General features: G+C 72.4%; 8 protein-coding genes and 1 tRNA gene. All 9 read left to right on the top strand.

Translation table 11 applies throughout. The features are described 5' to 3' along the window. The first annotated feature begins 269 nt into the window (after window positions 1-269). The 9 genes from AC067N_RS10055 (at window position 270) to AC067N_RS10015 (ending at window position 15582) form a co-directional block, all read left to right on the top strand. Window positions 270-857: a small secreted protein gene (locus AC067N_RS10055; protein WP_478678408.1), complete on the top strand. Its 588-nt coding sequence runs from the start codon at window positions 270-272 to the stop codon at window positions 855-857. Between the two features lie 149 nt (window positions 858-1006). After that, complete coding sequence (locus tag AC067N_RS10050) at window positions 1007-2539, top strand: DUF7059 domain-containing protein (protein WP_478678407.1); 1533 nt, start codon at window positions 1007-1009, stop codon at window positions 2537-2539. Between the two features lie 212 nt (window positions 2540-2751). Next, complete coding sequence (locus AC067N_RS10045; RefSeq protein ID WP_478678406.1) at window positions 2752-5199, top strand: serine/threonine-protein kinase; 2448 nt, start codon at window positions 2752-2754, stop codon at window positions 5197-5199. Window positions 5200-5296: 97 nt separating this feature from the next. Continuing rightward, window positions 5297-5494 carry a hypothetical protein gene (locus AC067N_RS10040; RefSeq protein WP_478678405.1) on the top strand — a complete coding sequence of 66 codons (198 nt, stop codon included), beginning with the start codon at window positions 5297-5299 and terminating at the stop codon, window positions 5492-5494. 314 nt (window positions 5495-5808) lie between these two features. Beyond that, window positions 5809-8670: a type I DNA topoisomerase gene (topA, locus tag AC067N_RS10035; protein WP_478678404.1), complete on the top strand. Its 2862-nt coding sequence runs from the start codon at window positions 5809-5811 to the stop codon at window positions 8668-8670. Window positions 8671-8892: 222 nt separating this feature from the next. Further along, window positions 8893-12222, top strand: coding sequence for a dTMP kinase (tmk, locus tag AC067N_RS10030; protein WP_478678403.1), 3330 nt, complete (start codon window positions 8893-8895; stop codon window positions 12220-12222). 210 nt (window positions 12223-12432) lie between these two features. After that, complete coding sequence (locus tag AC067N_RS10025; RefSeq protein ID WP_478678402.1) at window positions 12433-13638, top strand: DNA polymerase III subunit delta'; 1206 nt, start codon at window positions 12433-12435, stop codon at window positions 13636-13638. A gap of 168 nt (window positions 13639-13806) precedes the next feature. Then, a complete protein-coding gene (locus AC067N_RS10020; protein WP_478678401.1) occupies window positions 13807-15396 on the top strand; it encodes an alpha/beta hydrolase in 1590 nt (529 codons plus the stop codon). Between the two features lie 112 nt (window positions 15397-15508). Further along, window positions 15509-15582: transfer RNA gene (locus AC067N_RS10015), tRNA-Thr, on the top strand. Window positions 15583-16449: the final 867 nt, after the last annotated feature.

The raw sequence follows: 16449 nt of genomic DNA, 5'->3' as shown, positions 1-16449 counted from the left end.
CCCGGCCGTCACCCCCCCCCCCCCCCCCCCCCCCCCCCCCCCCCCCCCCCCCCCCCCCCCCCCCCCGGGGGGGGGGGGGGGGGGGGCGGCCCCCCCCCCCCCCCCCCCCCCCCCCCCCCCCCCCCGCTGTGTGCGCCGACGACTCCGTGAGCCTTCTCTCCCTTGGTGCAAATGGTTACGAACTGATAGATAGAGGGGGCTCGGCACACAGGCGGCTCCCATCCTGCGTGTATGTTCCGGGGCCGAGAGCCACGGAAGGGACCAATCCGGTGAACAAGAAGCTCGCGGCCGCACTGTCCGGCGGTGCGGTACTGGTACTGGCGCTGTCCGGGTGCAGCAGCGACGACGAAACGAACGACAAGCTGAACTCCTGGGCCAAGCAGGTCTGCGACGACGTACAGCCGCAGATCAAGAAGATCGCGGCGGCCAACGCCTCGATCCAGAAGGAGACCTCGGACGACAGCGCGCCGGCGGACGTCCAGAAGGCCGACTCCCAGGGCTTCCAGGACATCTCCGACGCGTACAAGGCCATGGCGACCGCCATCCGGCAGGCCGGGGCGCCGGATGTCGAGGACGGGGAGAAGAAGCAGAAGGCCGCGGTCGCGGAGCTGAACCAGCTGTCGACCGCGTACGCCGAGCTGAAGAAGAAGTCGGACGCGTTGAACACGAAGGACCAGGCGAAGTTCGCCGACGGGCTCGAAGGTGTCGCCACGGAGCTGGAGAAGCTCAGCAAGACCGGGAGCAACGCGCTGAAGGAGCTGGAGAAGGGCGAGGTGGGGCAGGCGATGGCCGAGCAGCCGAGCTGCAAGTCCGCGACCGCGTCCGTCTCGACGTCGGCGGGAGCCACCCAGAGCTGAGGACCGGCGCCCGGGCCGCCACCCCGAGCTGAGCACCGGCGCCCGGGCCGCGCCACCCGGAGGCGACCGGGCGGGTGCCTCAGCGGCACGACGGTCGCCGCTGCGCACAGCTGAGGGCGGGGCGGCTCGGCGCGGATACCCTGAGGTCTGTGAGTCACTCCAAGCTGTCCTCCTTGCCGTCCGTTGACCGGTCCGACGTCGCCGCTCGCTTGCGCGGAGCGTTGATCGGGGCGGATTTCACCGCCGACGGGCTGCTCGAACTGCTCGGTGCCTCCGCGTACGCGGCCCTCGCGCGGAGCGAAGTGGTGCCCGCGTTGCGGGCCACGCGCGGGGAGTCGGCGCTGGAGGCGCTCGTCCGGCTCTTCCTGTTGCAGCAGCCGGTGACACGCGCGCGCGTGGAGGGGGTGCTGCCCGTCGACGCCTGTGTCGAGAGCGGATGGCTGGTTCCCGTCGGTGATTCCTCCGACGAGATCGCCGCCACCGTCGACGTCCGGCCGTACGGCGGACCGGGCGGTGAGGACTGGTTCATCGTGTCCGACCTGGGATGCGCGGTCGGCGGAGCCGGGGGCATCGGCAGCACGGACGAAGGCGTCGTACTCGGTGTGGGCGGCGCCTCCACGACCCTCGCCGGCATCACCGTACGGACGCCGGTCGGGTCCGCGCTCGACCTCGGGACCGGCTCAGGTATCCAGGCGCTGCACGCCGCCCAGCACGCCACACGGGTGACGGCGACCGACCTGAACCCGCGCGCGCTCCACATCACGGCGCTCACGCTGGCGCTCTCCGGCGCACCGGCCGCCGATCTGCGCCGGGGCTCGCTCTTCGAGCCGCTCGCGGACGGCGAGACGTACGACCTCATCGTGTCCAACCCGCCGTTCGTGATCTCGCCCGGCGCGCGGCTCACCTATCGCGACGGCGGCATGAGCGGGGACGATCTGTGCCGCACGCTCGTCCAGCGGGCCGGGGAGCGGCTCAGCGAGGGCGGGTTCGCGCAGTTCCTCGCCAACTGGCAGCACGTGGAGGGCGAGGACTGGCAGGGGCGGCTCAGGTCGTGGGTACCGCGCGGCTGCGACGCGTGGATCGTGCAGCGGGAGGTCCAGGACGTCACGCAGTACGCGGAGCTGTGGCTGCGGGACGCCGGCGACCACCGCGGTGACCTGGCCGAGTACCAGGCGCGGTACGACGCGTGGCTGGACGAGTTCGAGGCGCGGAAGGTCAAGGGCGTCGGCTTCGGCTGGATCACCCTGCGGAAGTCGGCCGCCGCGGAGAACGAACCCTCGATCACCGTCGAGGAATGGCCGCATCCGGTCGAACAGCCGCTCGGCGAGACGGTACGGGCCCACTTCGCGCGCCTCGACTACCTGCGGGACAACGACGACGCCGCGCTCCTCACCGCCCACTTCCGGCTCACCTCCGAGGTCGTCCAGGAGCAGGTCGGACTGCCCGGTGCCGAGGACCCCGAGCATGTGGTGCTGCGGCAGAACCGCGGTATGCGCCGGGCCACCACGGTGGACACGGTCGGCGCCGGATTCGCCGGTGTGTGCGACGGTTCCCTCAGCGCGGGTCGGATTCTGGACGCCATCGCCCAGCTCGTCGGCGAGGACCCGGTGGCGCTGCGCGACCGGACGCCGGTCCAGATCCGGCTCCTCGTCGAGCAGGGCTTCCTCGAACCGGCGTCCTGAGCGGCCCGGCGGCTCGCCGAGGATCTTTCGGACGCCCCGTCCCCGTCACGGATGGGGCGTATCCGTACCCCTGGGGCGCATGTGTCCGGTCTGGCTGGATTGATCAGTAAAAGGTCTCCTGTCAGTGGGGCGTGCGAAGCTATTTTCAAGAGACGGATTCGACGTGTCCTCGGGGGAGGCACGCGCTGTCTCTGGGGGATCGGGGGATCGCGATGGCGGGGGATACGCCGGAGCAGGGCCAGGGAAGGATCATCAACGGCCGCTACCGCCTGCTGCGCACGCTGGGCGCGGGCGGCATGGGCCGGGTCTGGCTCGCGTACGACGAGGAGTTGGCCTGCGAGGTCTCGCTGAAGGAGATCTCCCTGCCCGACGTCCCGATGGACGCGAGCGAGCCCGCGCAACGCATCGCCCGGGCCCGCAGCGAAGCCCGGCACGCCGCGCGCCTGCGCGGCCACCCGCATGTGGCGACGGTCCACGACGTGGTGCTGCACGAGGGGCTGCCGTGGATCGTCATGGAGTACGTGCCGGACGCGGTCGACCTCCAGGCCGTGGTCCGGCAGCGGGGGCCCCTCGCACCCGGGCAGGTCGCCAGGATCGGGCTCGCCGTCCTCGACGCGCTCACCGCCGGGCACCGGATCGGCATCCTCCACCGCGATGTGAAACCGGCCAACATCCTGCTGGCCGCCGACGCCTCCGGTGATCCCTACGCGCGCGTGCTGCTCACCGACTACGGCATCGCGCTCCAGCCGGAGTCCCGCGAGCCCCGGCTCACCGCCACCGCCGGCATCCTTGGCACCCCCGGGTATCTGGCGCCCGAGCGGGCGCGGGGCGAACCGCCGACGCCCGCCGCCGACATGTTCTCCCTCGGCGCCACGCTGTACGCGGCGGTCGAGGGCCGCGGCCCCTTCGACCGGCACGGCCAGTACGCGACGCTCACCGCACTGCTCGGCGAGGAGCCCACACCGCCCGCCCGCGCCGGTGAACTGGCGCCGGTACTGCACGGGTTGCTCATCAAAGACCCGGTACGGCGGCTGTCACCGGAAGCGGTGGCGCGCGGCCTGGAGCGGGTCGCCGGCGCGGACGGCCCGTCGTCACCGTCCGGCTGGGGAGCCGCCCCCTCGTCGGCACCGTCCGGCTGGCGGGCCGCCCCCTCGTCGGCACCGGAGGGCTTCGGCCCCGCCTCCTCCGCCGGCGGACCCGGCGCACACGCGAGCCCCGGCACGCCGTACGGCCATGCGGCCGGCGCGCCGCCCGGCCAGGTGGCAGCCGGGCACGGCCCCGGCACCCCGAACACCCCCGGCCCTCCGAACACCCCCGGCGCCCCGCACACGCCGTACACCCCGGGCGCCGCACCGCACACCCCGGGCGCCGCACCGCACACTCCCGGCGCCCCGCCGACCCCGAGCACGCCGCACACTCCGGCGGGTGGTCCACCCACCCCGGGCGCCGGCCCGAACACCCCGGCCGGCCCGTCGCCGTACGACCCCTGGCAGCAGGCGCGGCCCCGGACCCCGTACGAGGGCCACAACCCGTACGCGGGCGGCCGGCCCATGCCCTACGGCAATGTGGCGGGCGGTCAGCAACCGGTCCAGGGCGGCCACCCGGGCAACCCGGCCACACCGTACTCGAGCGCGGCGGGCGGTCAGGCTCCGTCGTACGGCGGTGCCTTGGGCCATCAGCCACCGACGTACGCGGCCAACCGCTCCACGCCCTACGGCAGCGGCGCCACGCCGCCGGGCCACGCCGGGTTCCCGACGGTCACGGCCGTCGCTCCGCGGCCCGGCGTACCCCCGCGCAGGGTGCCCCCGGCCGCGCTCGTCGCGCTCGTCGTGGCGGTGCTGCTGGTGGCGGGCGGCGGTACCTGGGCCGTGGTCAACGTGCTGGGTGACGGCGCGGACGGCGGCTCCGAGCCACCGTCCGACACGGTGCTCGCGAAGTACCCCTACGGAGAGAAGGCGGCCCTCACACAACCGCTTCAGGTGGGGGACTGCGTCAAGGCCGTCTGGACGGGGGCGGCGTTCAAGTCGCCGCCCGACCTCGGCGTGGTGGACTGCGACGAGGACTGGCCGGACGGCCAGGTCGTGGCGATCGAGACGGCGTCCGACCACGACGACGCGCGGGCCAACGGCGCGCGGCGCTGCGCCGGCCAGGCCGAGGCGACGGCCGAGGCCCTCCCCGACGCCGGGGTCTACGCGCTCGTGCCGACGAAGGAGGGCTTCACCGCGGCCAAGGGCGGTACGGCATGTCTGGTGCTCGGCAAGCACGTCCCCATCGGCGGCGAGGTCGGGCGGCTCCGTGACGCGGGCATGAACCTGTGGCCCACACAGATGGCCGTCGGCGACTGCTGGGACTACACCGCGAGGGACGACAAGGGATACGACGCACCGCTGACCGACTGTGCCCAAGCGCACACCGACCAGGTCGTCGGCTCGGTGCAGGCCCCGGACAGCATGACCTTCCAGGGAGCCCTCGACGAAGGGGGAAAGCTCTGCACCAACAGGTTCGAGTCGACTTGGGCGCCCGGCTCCGACGTGATCGTGTCGGGCTGGGTCTCCGACGAGAAAGAATGGGAGAAGGGCTTCAACAAGGTGGTGTGCACGGTGCGCAACGCCGACGTCACCAGGACGACCGGGAAGATACCCACGCCCGGCTCGGTCTGAGGCACCGGACGCCTCGCGTTCACCTCGGGTTCGCGCGTCCGCTTCCCGCGCGTGCCAGCCTCCCGTCCTCGGGAGTCGAGGGGTGGGAGAGCGGGACATGGAGAGCGGATCGGCGATCTTCGCGGGAGTGGTGTTCGCCCTGTTCGGGGGCGGGCTGCTGCTGTGGACCACCGTCCGGATGCGACAGGGCCTGCCGGTCGCCCACGGGGTGCGCCCTGTGATGTCGGCAACGCTGGCGAGCGTCGCCGCGGTCGCCGCCCTCGTGCTCGGCGCGTGGTGCTTCACGCAGATCTGAGCGGGCTCCGGGAGCCGGGTCAGGGGGCGGGCCGGGTAGCCGGGAGGTGACCCTCCGCAGCGGTCCGGAAGGGCCGGTGCACACGCCGGGCGGCAGGAATGGCGGTAGTCGGGTTACCGTTCGAGTGGCCGTTGCGGGCTTTTCCCGTTTGACACGGGGGCGGGATGTACCGTCACACTCCGCAGCGTCAGCATGACCCGATCCCCGGGCCCATGGCCGAGCCTCCTGCGAGGCACCGGTCTCCGGGGGTGCCCGACCCCGGACACAAGGCGACCCCGGGGATATCCCAGCGTCGACCGGAGAGAAGAGCGAAGTTGTCCCCGACCAGCGAGACCGCGAAGGGCGGCCGCCGACTCGTCATCGTCGAGTCGCCTGCCAAGGCGAAGACGATCAAGGGCTATCTCGGCCCCGGCTACATCGTCGAGGCGAGCGTCGGGCACATCCGCGACCTTCCCAACGGCGCCGCGGAGGTGCCCGAGAAGTACACCGGCGAGGTCCGTCGCCTCGGCGTCGACGTCGAGCACGACTTCGCGCCCGTCTATGTGGTCAACGCGGACAAGAAGGCGCAGGTCAAGAAGCTCAAGGACCTGCTGAAGGACTCCGACGAGCTCTACCTCGCCACCGATGAGGACCGCGAGGGCGAGGCCATCGCCTGGCACCTCCAGGAGGTCCTCAAGCCCAAGGTCCCGGTCAAGCGGATGGTCTTCCACGAGATCACCAAGGCCGCGATCCAGGCCGCCGTCGCCAACCCGCGCCAGCTCAACCAGAAGCTGGTCGACGCCCAGGAGACCCGCCGCATCCTCGACCGCCTCTACGGCTACGAGGTCTCGCCGGTCCTGTGGAAGAAGGTCATGCCCCGGCTGTCGGCGGGCCGTGTCCAGTCGGTGGCGACGCGGCTCGTCGTGGAGCGGGAGCGGGAGCGGATCGCGTTCCGTTCGGCCGAGTACTGGGACCTGACCGGCACCTTCTCCACCGGCCGCGCCGGCGACGCCTCCGACCCGTCGTCCCTGGTCGCCCGCCTCCAGTCCGTCGACGGCCGCCGGGTCGCCCAGGGCCGCGACTTCGACTCGCTCGGGCAGCTCAAGGGCGCGAACGTCCTGCACCTGGACGAGGCGAACGCCCGCGCGCTTGCCGCCGCCCTGGAGAACACGCGCTTCTCCGTCCGCTCCGTCGAGTCCAAGCCGTACCGCCGCTCGCCGTACGCCCCGTTCCGTACGACGACGCTCCAGCAGGAGGCCTCGCGCAAGCTGGGCTTCGGCGCCAAGGCGACCATGCAGATCGCCCAGAAGCTGTACGAGAACGGCTTCATCACCTACATGCGTACGGACTCCACGACGCTCAGCGACACCGCGATCACCGCCGCCCGCGCCCAGGTCACGCAGCTGTACGGCGCCGACTACCTGCCGTCCGCGCCGCGGACGTACGCGGGCAAGGTCAAGAACGCGCAGGAGGCCCACGAGGCGATCCGGCCCTCGGGCGACCGTTTCCGCACGCCTGCCGAGACCGGCCTGACCGGCGACCAGTTCAGGCTCTACGAGCTGATCTGGAAGCGGACCGTCGCCTCCCAGATGAAGGACGCCACCGGCAACTCCGTCACCGTCAAGATCGGCGGCACCGCCTCCGACGGCCGGGACGCCGAGTTCAGCGCCTCCGGCAAGACGATCACCTTCCACGGCTTCCTCAAGGCCTACGTCGAGGGCGCCGACGACCCCAACGCCGAGCTGGACGACCGCGAGCGCCGGCTGCCCCAGGTCAACGAGGGCGACGCCCTGGCCGCCGAGGAGATCACGGTCGACGGGCACGCGACCAAGCCGCCCGCCCGCTACACCGAGGCCTCGCTGGTCAAGGAGCTCGAAGAGCGCGAGATCGGCCGCCCGTCGACGTACGCGTCGATCATCGGCACGATCCTCGACCGGGGCTATGTGTTCAAGAAGGGCACGGCACTCGTGCCGTCCTTCCTGTCCTTCGCCGTGGTCAACCTCCTGGAGAAGCACTTCGGGCGGCTCGTCGACTACGACTTCACCGCCAAGATGGAGGACGACCTCGACCGCATCGCACGCGGTGAGGCCCAGTCCGTGCCGTGGCTGAAGCGGTTCTACTTCGGCGAGAGCACCGGGGACGACGGCACGGCCGCCGAAGCAGGCAACGGCGACGGCGACCACCTCGGCGGCCTGAAGGAACTGGTCACCGACCTGGGCGCCATCGACGCCCGCGAGGTCTCCTCGTTCCCCGTCGGCAACGGCATCGTCCTCCGCGTCGGGCGCTACGGCCCCTACATCGAGCGCGGCGAGAAGGACAGCGAGGGCCACCAGCGCGCCGACATCCCCGAGGACCTGGCGCCCGACGAGCTGAACGTGGAGCTGGCGGAGGAACTGCTGGCGAAGCCGAGCGGTGACTTCGAGCTGGGCACCGACCCGGCGACCGGTCACCAGATCGTCGCCAAGGACGGCCGCTACGGCCCGTACGTCACGGAGATCCTCCCCGAGGGCACGCCGAAGACGGGCAAGAACGCGGTCAAGCCGCGGACGGCCTCGCTGTTCAAGACGATGTCCCTGGACACCGTCACGCTCGACGACGCCCTGAGGCTGATGTCCCTGCCCCGCGTCGTCGGCGCGGACGCGGAGGGCCAGGAGATCACCGCGCAGAACGGGCGGTACGGGCCGTACCTGAAGAAGGGCACGGACTCGCGCTCCCTCCAGTCCGAGGACCAGCTCTTCACGATCACGCTGGAAGAGGCGCTGGAGATCTACGCCCAGCCCAAGCAGCGCGGGCGGGCCGCCGCCAAGCCGCCGCTGAAGGAGCTCGGCGCGGACCCCGTCAGCGGGAAGCCGGTCGTGGTGAAGGACGGCCGCTTCGGGCCGTACGTCACCGACGGCGAGACCAACGCGACACTGCGGTCCGGCGACAGCGTGGAGACGATCACGCCCGAGCGCGGGTTCGAGCTGCTCGCGGAGAAGCGGGCGAAGGGACCGGCCAAGAAGACGGCGAAGAAGGCGCCCGCGAAGAAGGCGCCCGCGAAGAAGGCGACCGCCACCAAGACGGCCGCCGCGAAGAAGGCGGCACCGGCGAAGAAGACCGCCGCGAAGAAGACGGCCACGGCCAGGACGGCCACGGCGAAGAAGGCGGCGCCGGCGAATAAGGCAACCGCCAAGAAGGCCGCCGCGTCCGAGGGCTGAGTGTCCTGGGACGCCCGGGGGTGCGGGTGGGTCGGCGGCTGCGGGCTGGTTGAGACCGGTCGCGGAGTTCCCCGCACCTCTTGGACGCCGGGGTGCCGGGCGGTGGCCGGAATCTTCACCTCGGCTTCGCTGAACCCGCGCTTTTTACGCGACTTGGTGGTGAGGTGTGCGTGCGTTCGGGCGTCGCTTCGGGGTGTCGGTGGGTGCCGATAGGCTGAAAGCATGATGCGAGGCGAGCAGCCGACTGCCCTGACTCCGGCCCCCGACGATGCCCTGGCAGCCGACTCCAGGGAGCGCGCGGTACGGGCGCTCTTGCGCCGACCTCAGCTCAAACGGCTGTGGAGCGCACAGCTCGTGGGCGGCGTGGGCGATGTCCTCGCCCTCTTCGTGCTCGTCCTCCTGGCCTTCCAGACGGCGATCGCCGAGGGGGCGTTCGGAGGCGGGTACCGCGGTGTCGCGCTGACGGTCGCGGTCGTCTTCGGCACACGAGTCCTCGCGACACTGCTCTTCGGCGCGGTACTCCTCGGGCCGCTCACGTCACTGACCTCGCAGGACGGCCCGCTCGACCGCCGCTGGACCATGGTCGGCGCGGACGGACTGCGTGTCCTGCTGCTGATCGTGGCCCCCCTGTGGATCGACTGGACGCCGGACAACGCGCTCGCCGTGCTGCTGGTGACCGTCTTCGTGACCGGCGTCGCCGAGCGCTTCTGGACCGTCTGCCGGGAGAGCGCGGCGCCCGCGCTGCTGCCCGCGCCGCCGCTGGAGGGCGCGACCGTACGCCCGCTGCCCGACCACATGGACGCGCTACGGCGCCTGTCCCTGCGTACCGGATTCATGGCGGTGCCCCTCGCGGCCGCCACGCTCGTCGTCGTGGCACTGCTCAACAACCTGCTGGGCGCCGGACTCGACTGGTTCGGACAGCACCAGGCGGCGCTCGCCTCGTACGTCGCCGCCGGGCTCTTCGCCGCCTCGCTGTCGGTGGTGACCTTCCTCGAACTGCCCAAGACGCGCACCCCCCGCGCGCGGTCCCCGCTGGAGGGGCTGCGCAGGCCCAGGACCGGCACGGGTGTCGACAAGGGGCGGACGGGGGCCATCCCGCTCCTGGTGCCCGCGTGCGGGGCCGTCGCCGCCGCTGCCGCCGCCGCTGTCGCGGTCGCCGTGCTGCACGCCAAGGACCTGGGCGGCGGCCCGGTGCTGTACGGGCTGCTGGTCGTCGGGCTGACCGGGGGCGTCGGCCTCGGGATCCGCCGGGCTCCCGCCCTGCTGCCGTCGCTGTCCCGCCGCCGGCTGCTCGCCCTGGCCATCGCCTTCACCGGGATCGCCCTGCTCGCCGCCGGGCTCGTGCCCGATGTGACCAGCGTCGTGCTGATCTTCGTACTGGCGGGGGTCGGCGCGGGCATCGCCGCGAACACCGGGCACACACTGCTCGACCAGGAGGCCGAGGAGTTCCGGCGGGCCCGGACCACCGAGCACCTCCACGCGGTCGTACGGGTCTTCGTGGCGCTGGCCGCGATCATCGCTCCGCTGGTCGCCGCCGCCATCGGGCCGCACCGGCTGGAGAACGGCAAGTTCGTGTTCGCGCACGGCGGCGCGGCGTTCACGCTGATGCTGGTCGGAGCGCTGCTGCTGCCGGTCGCGGCGCTCGTGCTCGCCAAGGTCGACGACCGGTCCGGGGTGCCGCTGCGGCACGACCTGCGGGACGCGCTGCTCGGCGGCGACGACCCCGACCAGGCACCGGCCGGGTCCGGGTTCTTCATCGCCCTGGAGGGCGGTGACGGCGCCGGCAAGTCCACCCAGGTCGAGGCGCTCGCCGAGTGGATCCGGGCCAAGGGGCACGAGGTCGTCGTGACACGCGAGCCGGGGGCCACCCCGGTGGGCAAGCGGCTGCGGTCGATCCTGCTCGACGTGTCGAGTGCCGGGCTGTCGCACCGCGCCGAGGCGCTGCTGTACGCGGCGGACCGCGCGGAGCACGTGGACACGGTGGTGCGGCCCGCGCTGGAGCGGGGTGCCGTCGTCATCTCCGACCGGTACATCGACTCCTCCGTGGCGTATCAGGGGGCCGGGCGGGATCTCTCGCCGACCGAGATCGCCCGGATCTCGCGCTGGGCCACGAACGGGCTGGTGCCGCATCTGACGGTGCTGCTGGATGTCTCGCCCGAGGCGGCGAGGGAGCGGTTCACCGAGGCGCCGGACCGGCTGGAGTCCGAGCCGCCCGAGTTCCACGAGCGCGTGCGGGCCGGATTCCTGACGCTGGCCGCCGCCGACGCCGGGCGCTATCTGGTCGTCGACGGCGCGCAGGACGCGGAGGCCGTCACCACGGTCATCCGGCATCGGCTCGATGTGATGCTGCCGCTGTCCGAGGCCGAGGTGAAGGCGCAGGAGGAGGCGCGACGCAAGGCCGAGGAGGAGGCCCGGAAGAGGGCCGAGGAGGAGGCCGCGCGCAAGGCCGAGGAGGAGCGGCTGGAGCGGGAGCGCCAGGAGGAACTCGCACGGCTGCGCGCCGAGGAGGAGGAGCGCAAGCGCCGCGAGCTGGAGGAGGCGCAGCGCCGCGAGGCCGAACGGCAGGCCGAGGAGGCCCGGCGACGGGCCGAGGAAGCGCGGCGCCGCGCCGAGGAGGAGCAGGCACGGCTCCTCGCGGAGGAGAAGGCCCGGGCCGAGGAGGAAGAACGGCGCCGGGTCGAGGAGGAGCGGCGACGCCAGCAGGCCGCGGAGGAGCAGCGGCTGCGGGCGGAGGCGGAGGCGCGCCGCCTGGAGAAGCAGCGGAAGGCCGAGGAGGCGTTGCTGCGCGCCGAGGAGGCTCGGCGGGTGGCCGCGGAGCGGGCCGCTGCCGCTGAGGCCGAGCGGGTGGCCGAGGCCGCGCGGGCGGCCGCGGCGGCCGCTGAGGCGGAGAGGACGGCCGCAGCCGCGCGTGCTGAGGCCGCGCGGGCCTCGGCCGGTGAGGCGGGGCGTGCCGCGGCCGGTGAGGCGGACGCTGGTGCCGAGCGGGAGTCTCGAGCCGCCGGCGCCGGTTCGGTCGGCCCGGACGGTGGGGCCGGTTCGGGTGACGCCACCGTGCCCACTCCTGTGGTGACGCCTACGAACGCGTCGGGTGGCCCGTGGGACGAGACGGCGGTGCTGCCGCCCGTTCGGCCGGGGACGGAATCCGAGACCACGGCGAAGCTGCCGCAGCCGCCTGTTCCGCCGGGCGAGGGCGCCGGGGCCGAGTCCGGGCCGGAGGCTCGTGCGGAGGATCGGACGGCGGTGCTGCCGCAGGTGCCTCCGGGGGCGGCCGATGAGACCGCGGTGCTGCCGCCGGTACGGGAGGACCGGGTGCCGCCCGGGCTCTTCCGGGACGAGCGGCCCGGGCCCGCGCCTGACGGCGCCGAGGACCGGACGCGGGAACTGCCGCAGGTCGACGAGGAGGGCACTCCTCGGCGTCGGCAGCGCTCGGACTGGGCCGAGGAGACCCCGCTGGACGATCTGCCGACTCTGGCGGACGAACTGCTGGGGCCGCACGCTTCGGATGATCCGGACGAGGGGCGGGGCCGTGGCTGGGGGCGTCGGCGGGGCTGAGCCGCTCCGCTGGTGCTGGGCCTCTCCTTTCGCCGGCTGAGCCCCTTCGCCGGTGCGCCCGCGGTCGTCGTGGGCCCGCGGCCGTGCCGGCGCGGCCGCTCGTCGACGGGGGTCCCGCTGCCCCGGCCGGCCTCCTCTGCCGTTTCGGCGGTGTCAGTGGGGTCGCGCAGAATGGGGCCGAGAGGTTCGTGGGACGGAGGGTGGTGGGGCATGACCGTGTGGGACGACCTGGTGGGGCAGGAGCGGCTGAGCGGCCAGCTGGACGCGGCCGCCAGGGACGCGGATGCCATCGTCACGGCCGCCGAGACCGGAGGGCCGCTTCCCGAGGCCTCGAAGATGACGCACGCGTGGCTGTTCACGGGGCCGCCCGGCGCGGGACGGAACACGGCGGCGCGGGCCTTCGCCGCGGCGTTGCAGTGCGTGAGCCCGGACCGGGCGCTCGGCGGGAGCCCGGGGTGCGGCTTCTGCGACGGGTGTCATACGGCGCTGGTGGGGACGCACGCCGATGTGACGACGGTGGCGGCCGTGGGCACGCAGATCCTCGCCGAGGACATGCGGGACACGGTGCGCAAGTCGTTCACCTCGCCGGCGAACGGGCGCTGGCAGGTCATCCTCGTCGAGGACGCCGAGCGGTTGAACGAGAAGTCGGCGAACGCGGTGCTGAAGGCCGTGGAGGAGCCCGCACCGCGGACGGTCTGGCTGTTGTGCGCCCCCTCGCTGGAGGACGTGCTGCCGACCATCCGCTCGCGGTGCCGGCACGTCGGACTGCTCACGCCGTCGGTGGACGCCGTGGCGGACATGCTCGTACGGCGGGAGGGCATCGAGCCGGAGGCGGCCGCGGTCGCCGCCCGGGCCACCCAGGGACACATCGAGCGGGCGCGGCGCCTGGCCACCGACCCGCGGGCCCGGGAGCGGCGCGCCGCCGTGCTGAAGCTGCCGCTGCGGATCGAGGACATCGGAGGATGCTTCAAGGCCGCGCAGGAACTGGTGGACGCTGCCTCCGAGGAGTCCAAGCAGCTGGCGGAAGAGGTCGACACCAAGGAGACCGAGGAGCTGAAGGCGGCGCTCGGGGCCGTGGCGGGCGGGCGCATGCCGCGCGGTACGGCCGGGGTGATGAAGGACCTGGAGGACAAGCAGAAGCGGCGCCGTACCCGGGCCCAGCGGGACAGCCTGGATCTGGCGCTGACCGAGCTCACCGGCTTCTACCGGGATGTGCTGGCCCTCCAGCTGGGGTCGCGGGTGGCCCTCGCCAACGTCGAGGTCCAGGACGTTCTGGAGCGGATGGCCCGCGGTGGGACACCGGAGGCGACCCTGCGGCGGATCGACGCGATCGCGGCCTGCCGGGAGGCGCTGGACCGGAATGTCGCCCCGCTGCTGGCAGTGGAGGCCATGACCATGGCCCTTCGGGCGGGATGACGGCGAGCGGCGGTCACGCGTAAGCGGGCGTTCGCATGAGTGCGGGCGTTCGCATGAGTGCGGGCGTTCGGACGAGTGTGGGCGTGCGTTCGGTTGACCGAGTCACTCGTACGAGGAGCATGCGTCGCCGTTCGTGATCATTCGGTTGCCTCTGGTTACGCTCGCGAGATGCGAACCAGGCGTACTTCCCGGCCGAAGCGGTCCCTGTGTACCGGCGGCGCGCTGCTCGCGGCCGCCGCGCTGATCCTGTCGGGCTGTTCCTCCGGCGGTGCGAGCCGGACGGCCGCGGTGGGAGACGGAGCGCCCGCGCTCGGCCCGCTGCCCCGCGCGACGCCCTCGGCACTCGCGCCGTACTACGAGCAGAAGCTGCGCTGGCGCAGTTGCGACGTGCCCGGCTTCCAGTGCGCCACGATGAAGGCGCCCCTGGACTACGCCGACCCGGGCGAGGGTGACATCAAGCTGGCGGTCTCGCGCAAGAAGGCCACCGGCCCGGGCGCACGGCTCGGTTCGCTGCTGGTCAACCCGGGCGGCCCCGGCGGCTCGGCCGTCGGCTACCTCCAGGGGTACGCGGGTGTCGCCTACCCGGCGCAGATCCGCGCGCGGTACGACATGGTCGCCGTCGACCCGCGGGGCGTGGCCGGCAGCGAGGCTGTCGAGTGCCTCAGCGGGCGTGAGATGGACGCGTACACGCAGACGGATCTCACGCCGGACGACGGGGGAGAGAAGGAGGCGCTGGTCGCCGCCTTCAAGCGGTTCGCGGAGGGGTGCGGGGCGCGGGCACCCCGGCTGCTGCGGCATGTCTCCACCGTCGAGGCGGCCCGCGACATGGATGTCCTGCGGGCCGTCCTGGGGGACCGGAAGCTCACATACGTCGGCGCCTCGTACGGGACGTTCCTCGGCGCGACGTACGCCGGGCTGTTCCCGGAGCGGGTCGGCCGCCTGGTGCTGGACGGGGCGCTGGACCCGTCGCTGAGCGCGGACCGGCTGAACCGGGAGCAGACGGCGGGCTTCGAGACGGCGTTCCAGGCCTTCGCGGAGGACTGCGCGCGCAGGAAGGACTGTCCGCTGGGCCGCACGCCGGCACTGGTCGGCGAGAACCTGAGCGCTCTGTTCGAGCGCCTGGACGCCCGCCCTCTGCCGACCGGTGGAGCAGGCGGCGGGCGGAAGCTGGGCGAATCCCTGGCCACGACGGGGGTCATCGCGGCGATGTACGACGAGGGCGCGTGGCCGCGGCTCCGCCAGGCCCTCACCCAGGCCGTCCGGGAAGAGAACGGCGCCGCACTGCTCACCCTCTCGGACGGCTACTTCCAGCGGGAGGCCGACGGCCGCTACTCCAACCTCATGTACGCCAACGCGGCCGTGAACTGCCTCGACCTCCCCGCGGCTCACGCCACGCCGGAAGAGGTGGAGCGCGCGCTGCCCGCCTTCCAGAAGGCCTCCCCCGTCTTCGGCCGGGCGCTGGCGTGGGCGTCCCTGAACTGTGCGTACTGGCCGGTCAAGTCGACGGGCGGGCCGCACCGCATCGAGGCGAAGGGCGCCGCCCCGATCGTCGTCGTCGGCACCACCCGCGACCCCGCCACCCCGTACCGGTGGGCCCAGGCCCTCGCCTCCCAGCTCGCCTCCGCCCGCCTCCTCACGTACGACGGCGACGGGCACACCGCGTACGGGCGGGGCAGCGGCTGTATCGACTCCGCGATCAACGCGTACCTGCTGCGCGGCATGCCTCCCACCGACGGAAAGCGCTGCTCACCGTCCTGACCGCGGCCCCGCGCCACCGGGCTGCGGGGGTGCCCCGGGTCCTGGTTCGGAGCACTCCGGAAACTGTGTAGACTTACCGACGTTGCTGATCGCACCATAGTGCGGACAGCGCGCCGCCTTAGCTCAGATGGCCAGAGCAACGCACTCGTAATGCGTAGGTCTCGGGTTCGAATCCCGAAGGCGGCTCTATGGTGAACCCCAGGTCAGGCTTTGACCTGGGGTTCCTTCGTTTTGCTGACCTTGTAATTCGGGTAAATCCGACACTCGGAGCCTGCGCATCGTAATGCGTAGGTCCGAGGTTGACGGTTAGTAGCGATTTTGCTCTGCGGGGCTGTGAACTGGCCTTTTGTAGCTCGCTGTCGGTCCCCCTCGGCCTGTTCGGAATGACGTGGTGGCCATTTGGTGGCCAAGCGTGCAGACATCGTGCAGACCGGCTCTTGCTCGGCCGCGTGACTGGAGGCATGGAGACGACTGGTTGTTGTGCCGACCCGACAAGCGCGCGTGCCAATTGCTTACGTGGGAAAGAGCGCCTCCGGCGGGGATGTTGGACTTGACGATGCGGCGCTACCCGAGAGGGCGGTGCGGGTTCCGTGTTCTGCTCGGCAGGCCCTCGCCTGCGTCATGGAGTGGGGCGACGCGCTACTCGACCTGTGCTCCAGTCGCTCGGCTTCTTCCTGCTCCGATTTCGGGTGCGGTGCAGGGAAGCCGATCGGGCGGCGACCGGCCAGCGCTGACGGCGTTCCTGAGTGGAAAGCGGCCAACTTTGCGCGGGGGTGGGGGTTTCTTCCCGGGTGCAGGTTTGCGACGGCCTTTGCGTCGCTGGCGTGGACATGCTCACCATGTGGGCCGTGCAAGGCGACCGCTGCGCTGCCGGGGGACCGTCCTCTCGGGCCGACATGATCACGCCAACCTGTCCCTTTGTGGACTTTATTAATTCTTGACGCTTCAAGTCCACTCACCGTTAACTCAGGCCACATTTGTGATCTCTGTGCGTGGTCGGGGTGGGGGCAGTGAAAGTGCGATGGGGGAAGAGTGCTGCCGTAAGGGCGGTGC

The organism is Streptomyces sp. NPDC042364 (assembly GCF_056437585.1).
The sequence above is the reverse complement of the archived record's forward strand: the minus strand, read 5'-3'. Positions and strand labels throughout refer to the sequence as shown.

Coding starts and splice junctions, on each gene's coding strand:
- AC067N_RS10045 (WP_478678406.1), top strand. CDS start 2,752: ATGGCGGGGGATACGCCGGAGCAGGGCCAGGGAAGGATCATCAACGGC.
- AC067N_RS10040 (WP_478678405.1), top strand. CDS start 5,297: ATGGAGAGCGGATCGGCGATCTTCGCGGGAGTGGTGTTCGCCCTGTTC.
- tmk (WP_478678403.1), top strand. CDS start 8,893: ATGATGCGAGGCGAGCAGCCGACTGCCCTGACTCCGGCCCCCGACGAT.
- AC067N_RS10025 (WP_478678402.1), top strand. CDS start 12,433: ATGACCGTGTGGGACGACCTGGTGGGGCAGGAGCGGCTGAGCGGCCAG.
- AC067N_RS10020 (WP_478678401.1), top strand. CDS start 13,807: ATGCGAACCAGGCGTACTTCCCGGCCGAAGCGGTCCCTGTGTACCGGC.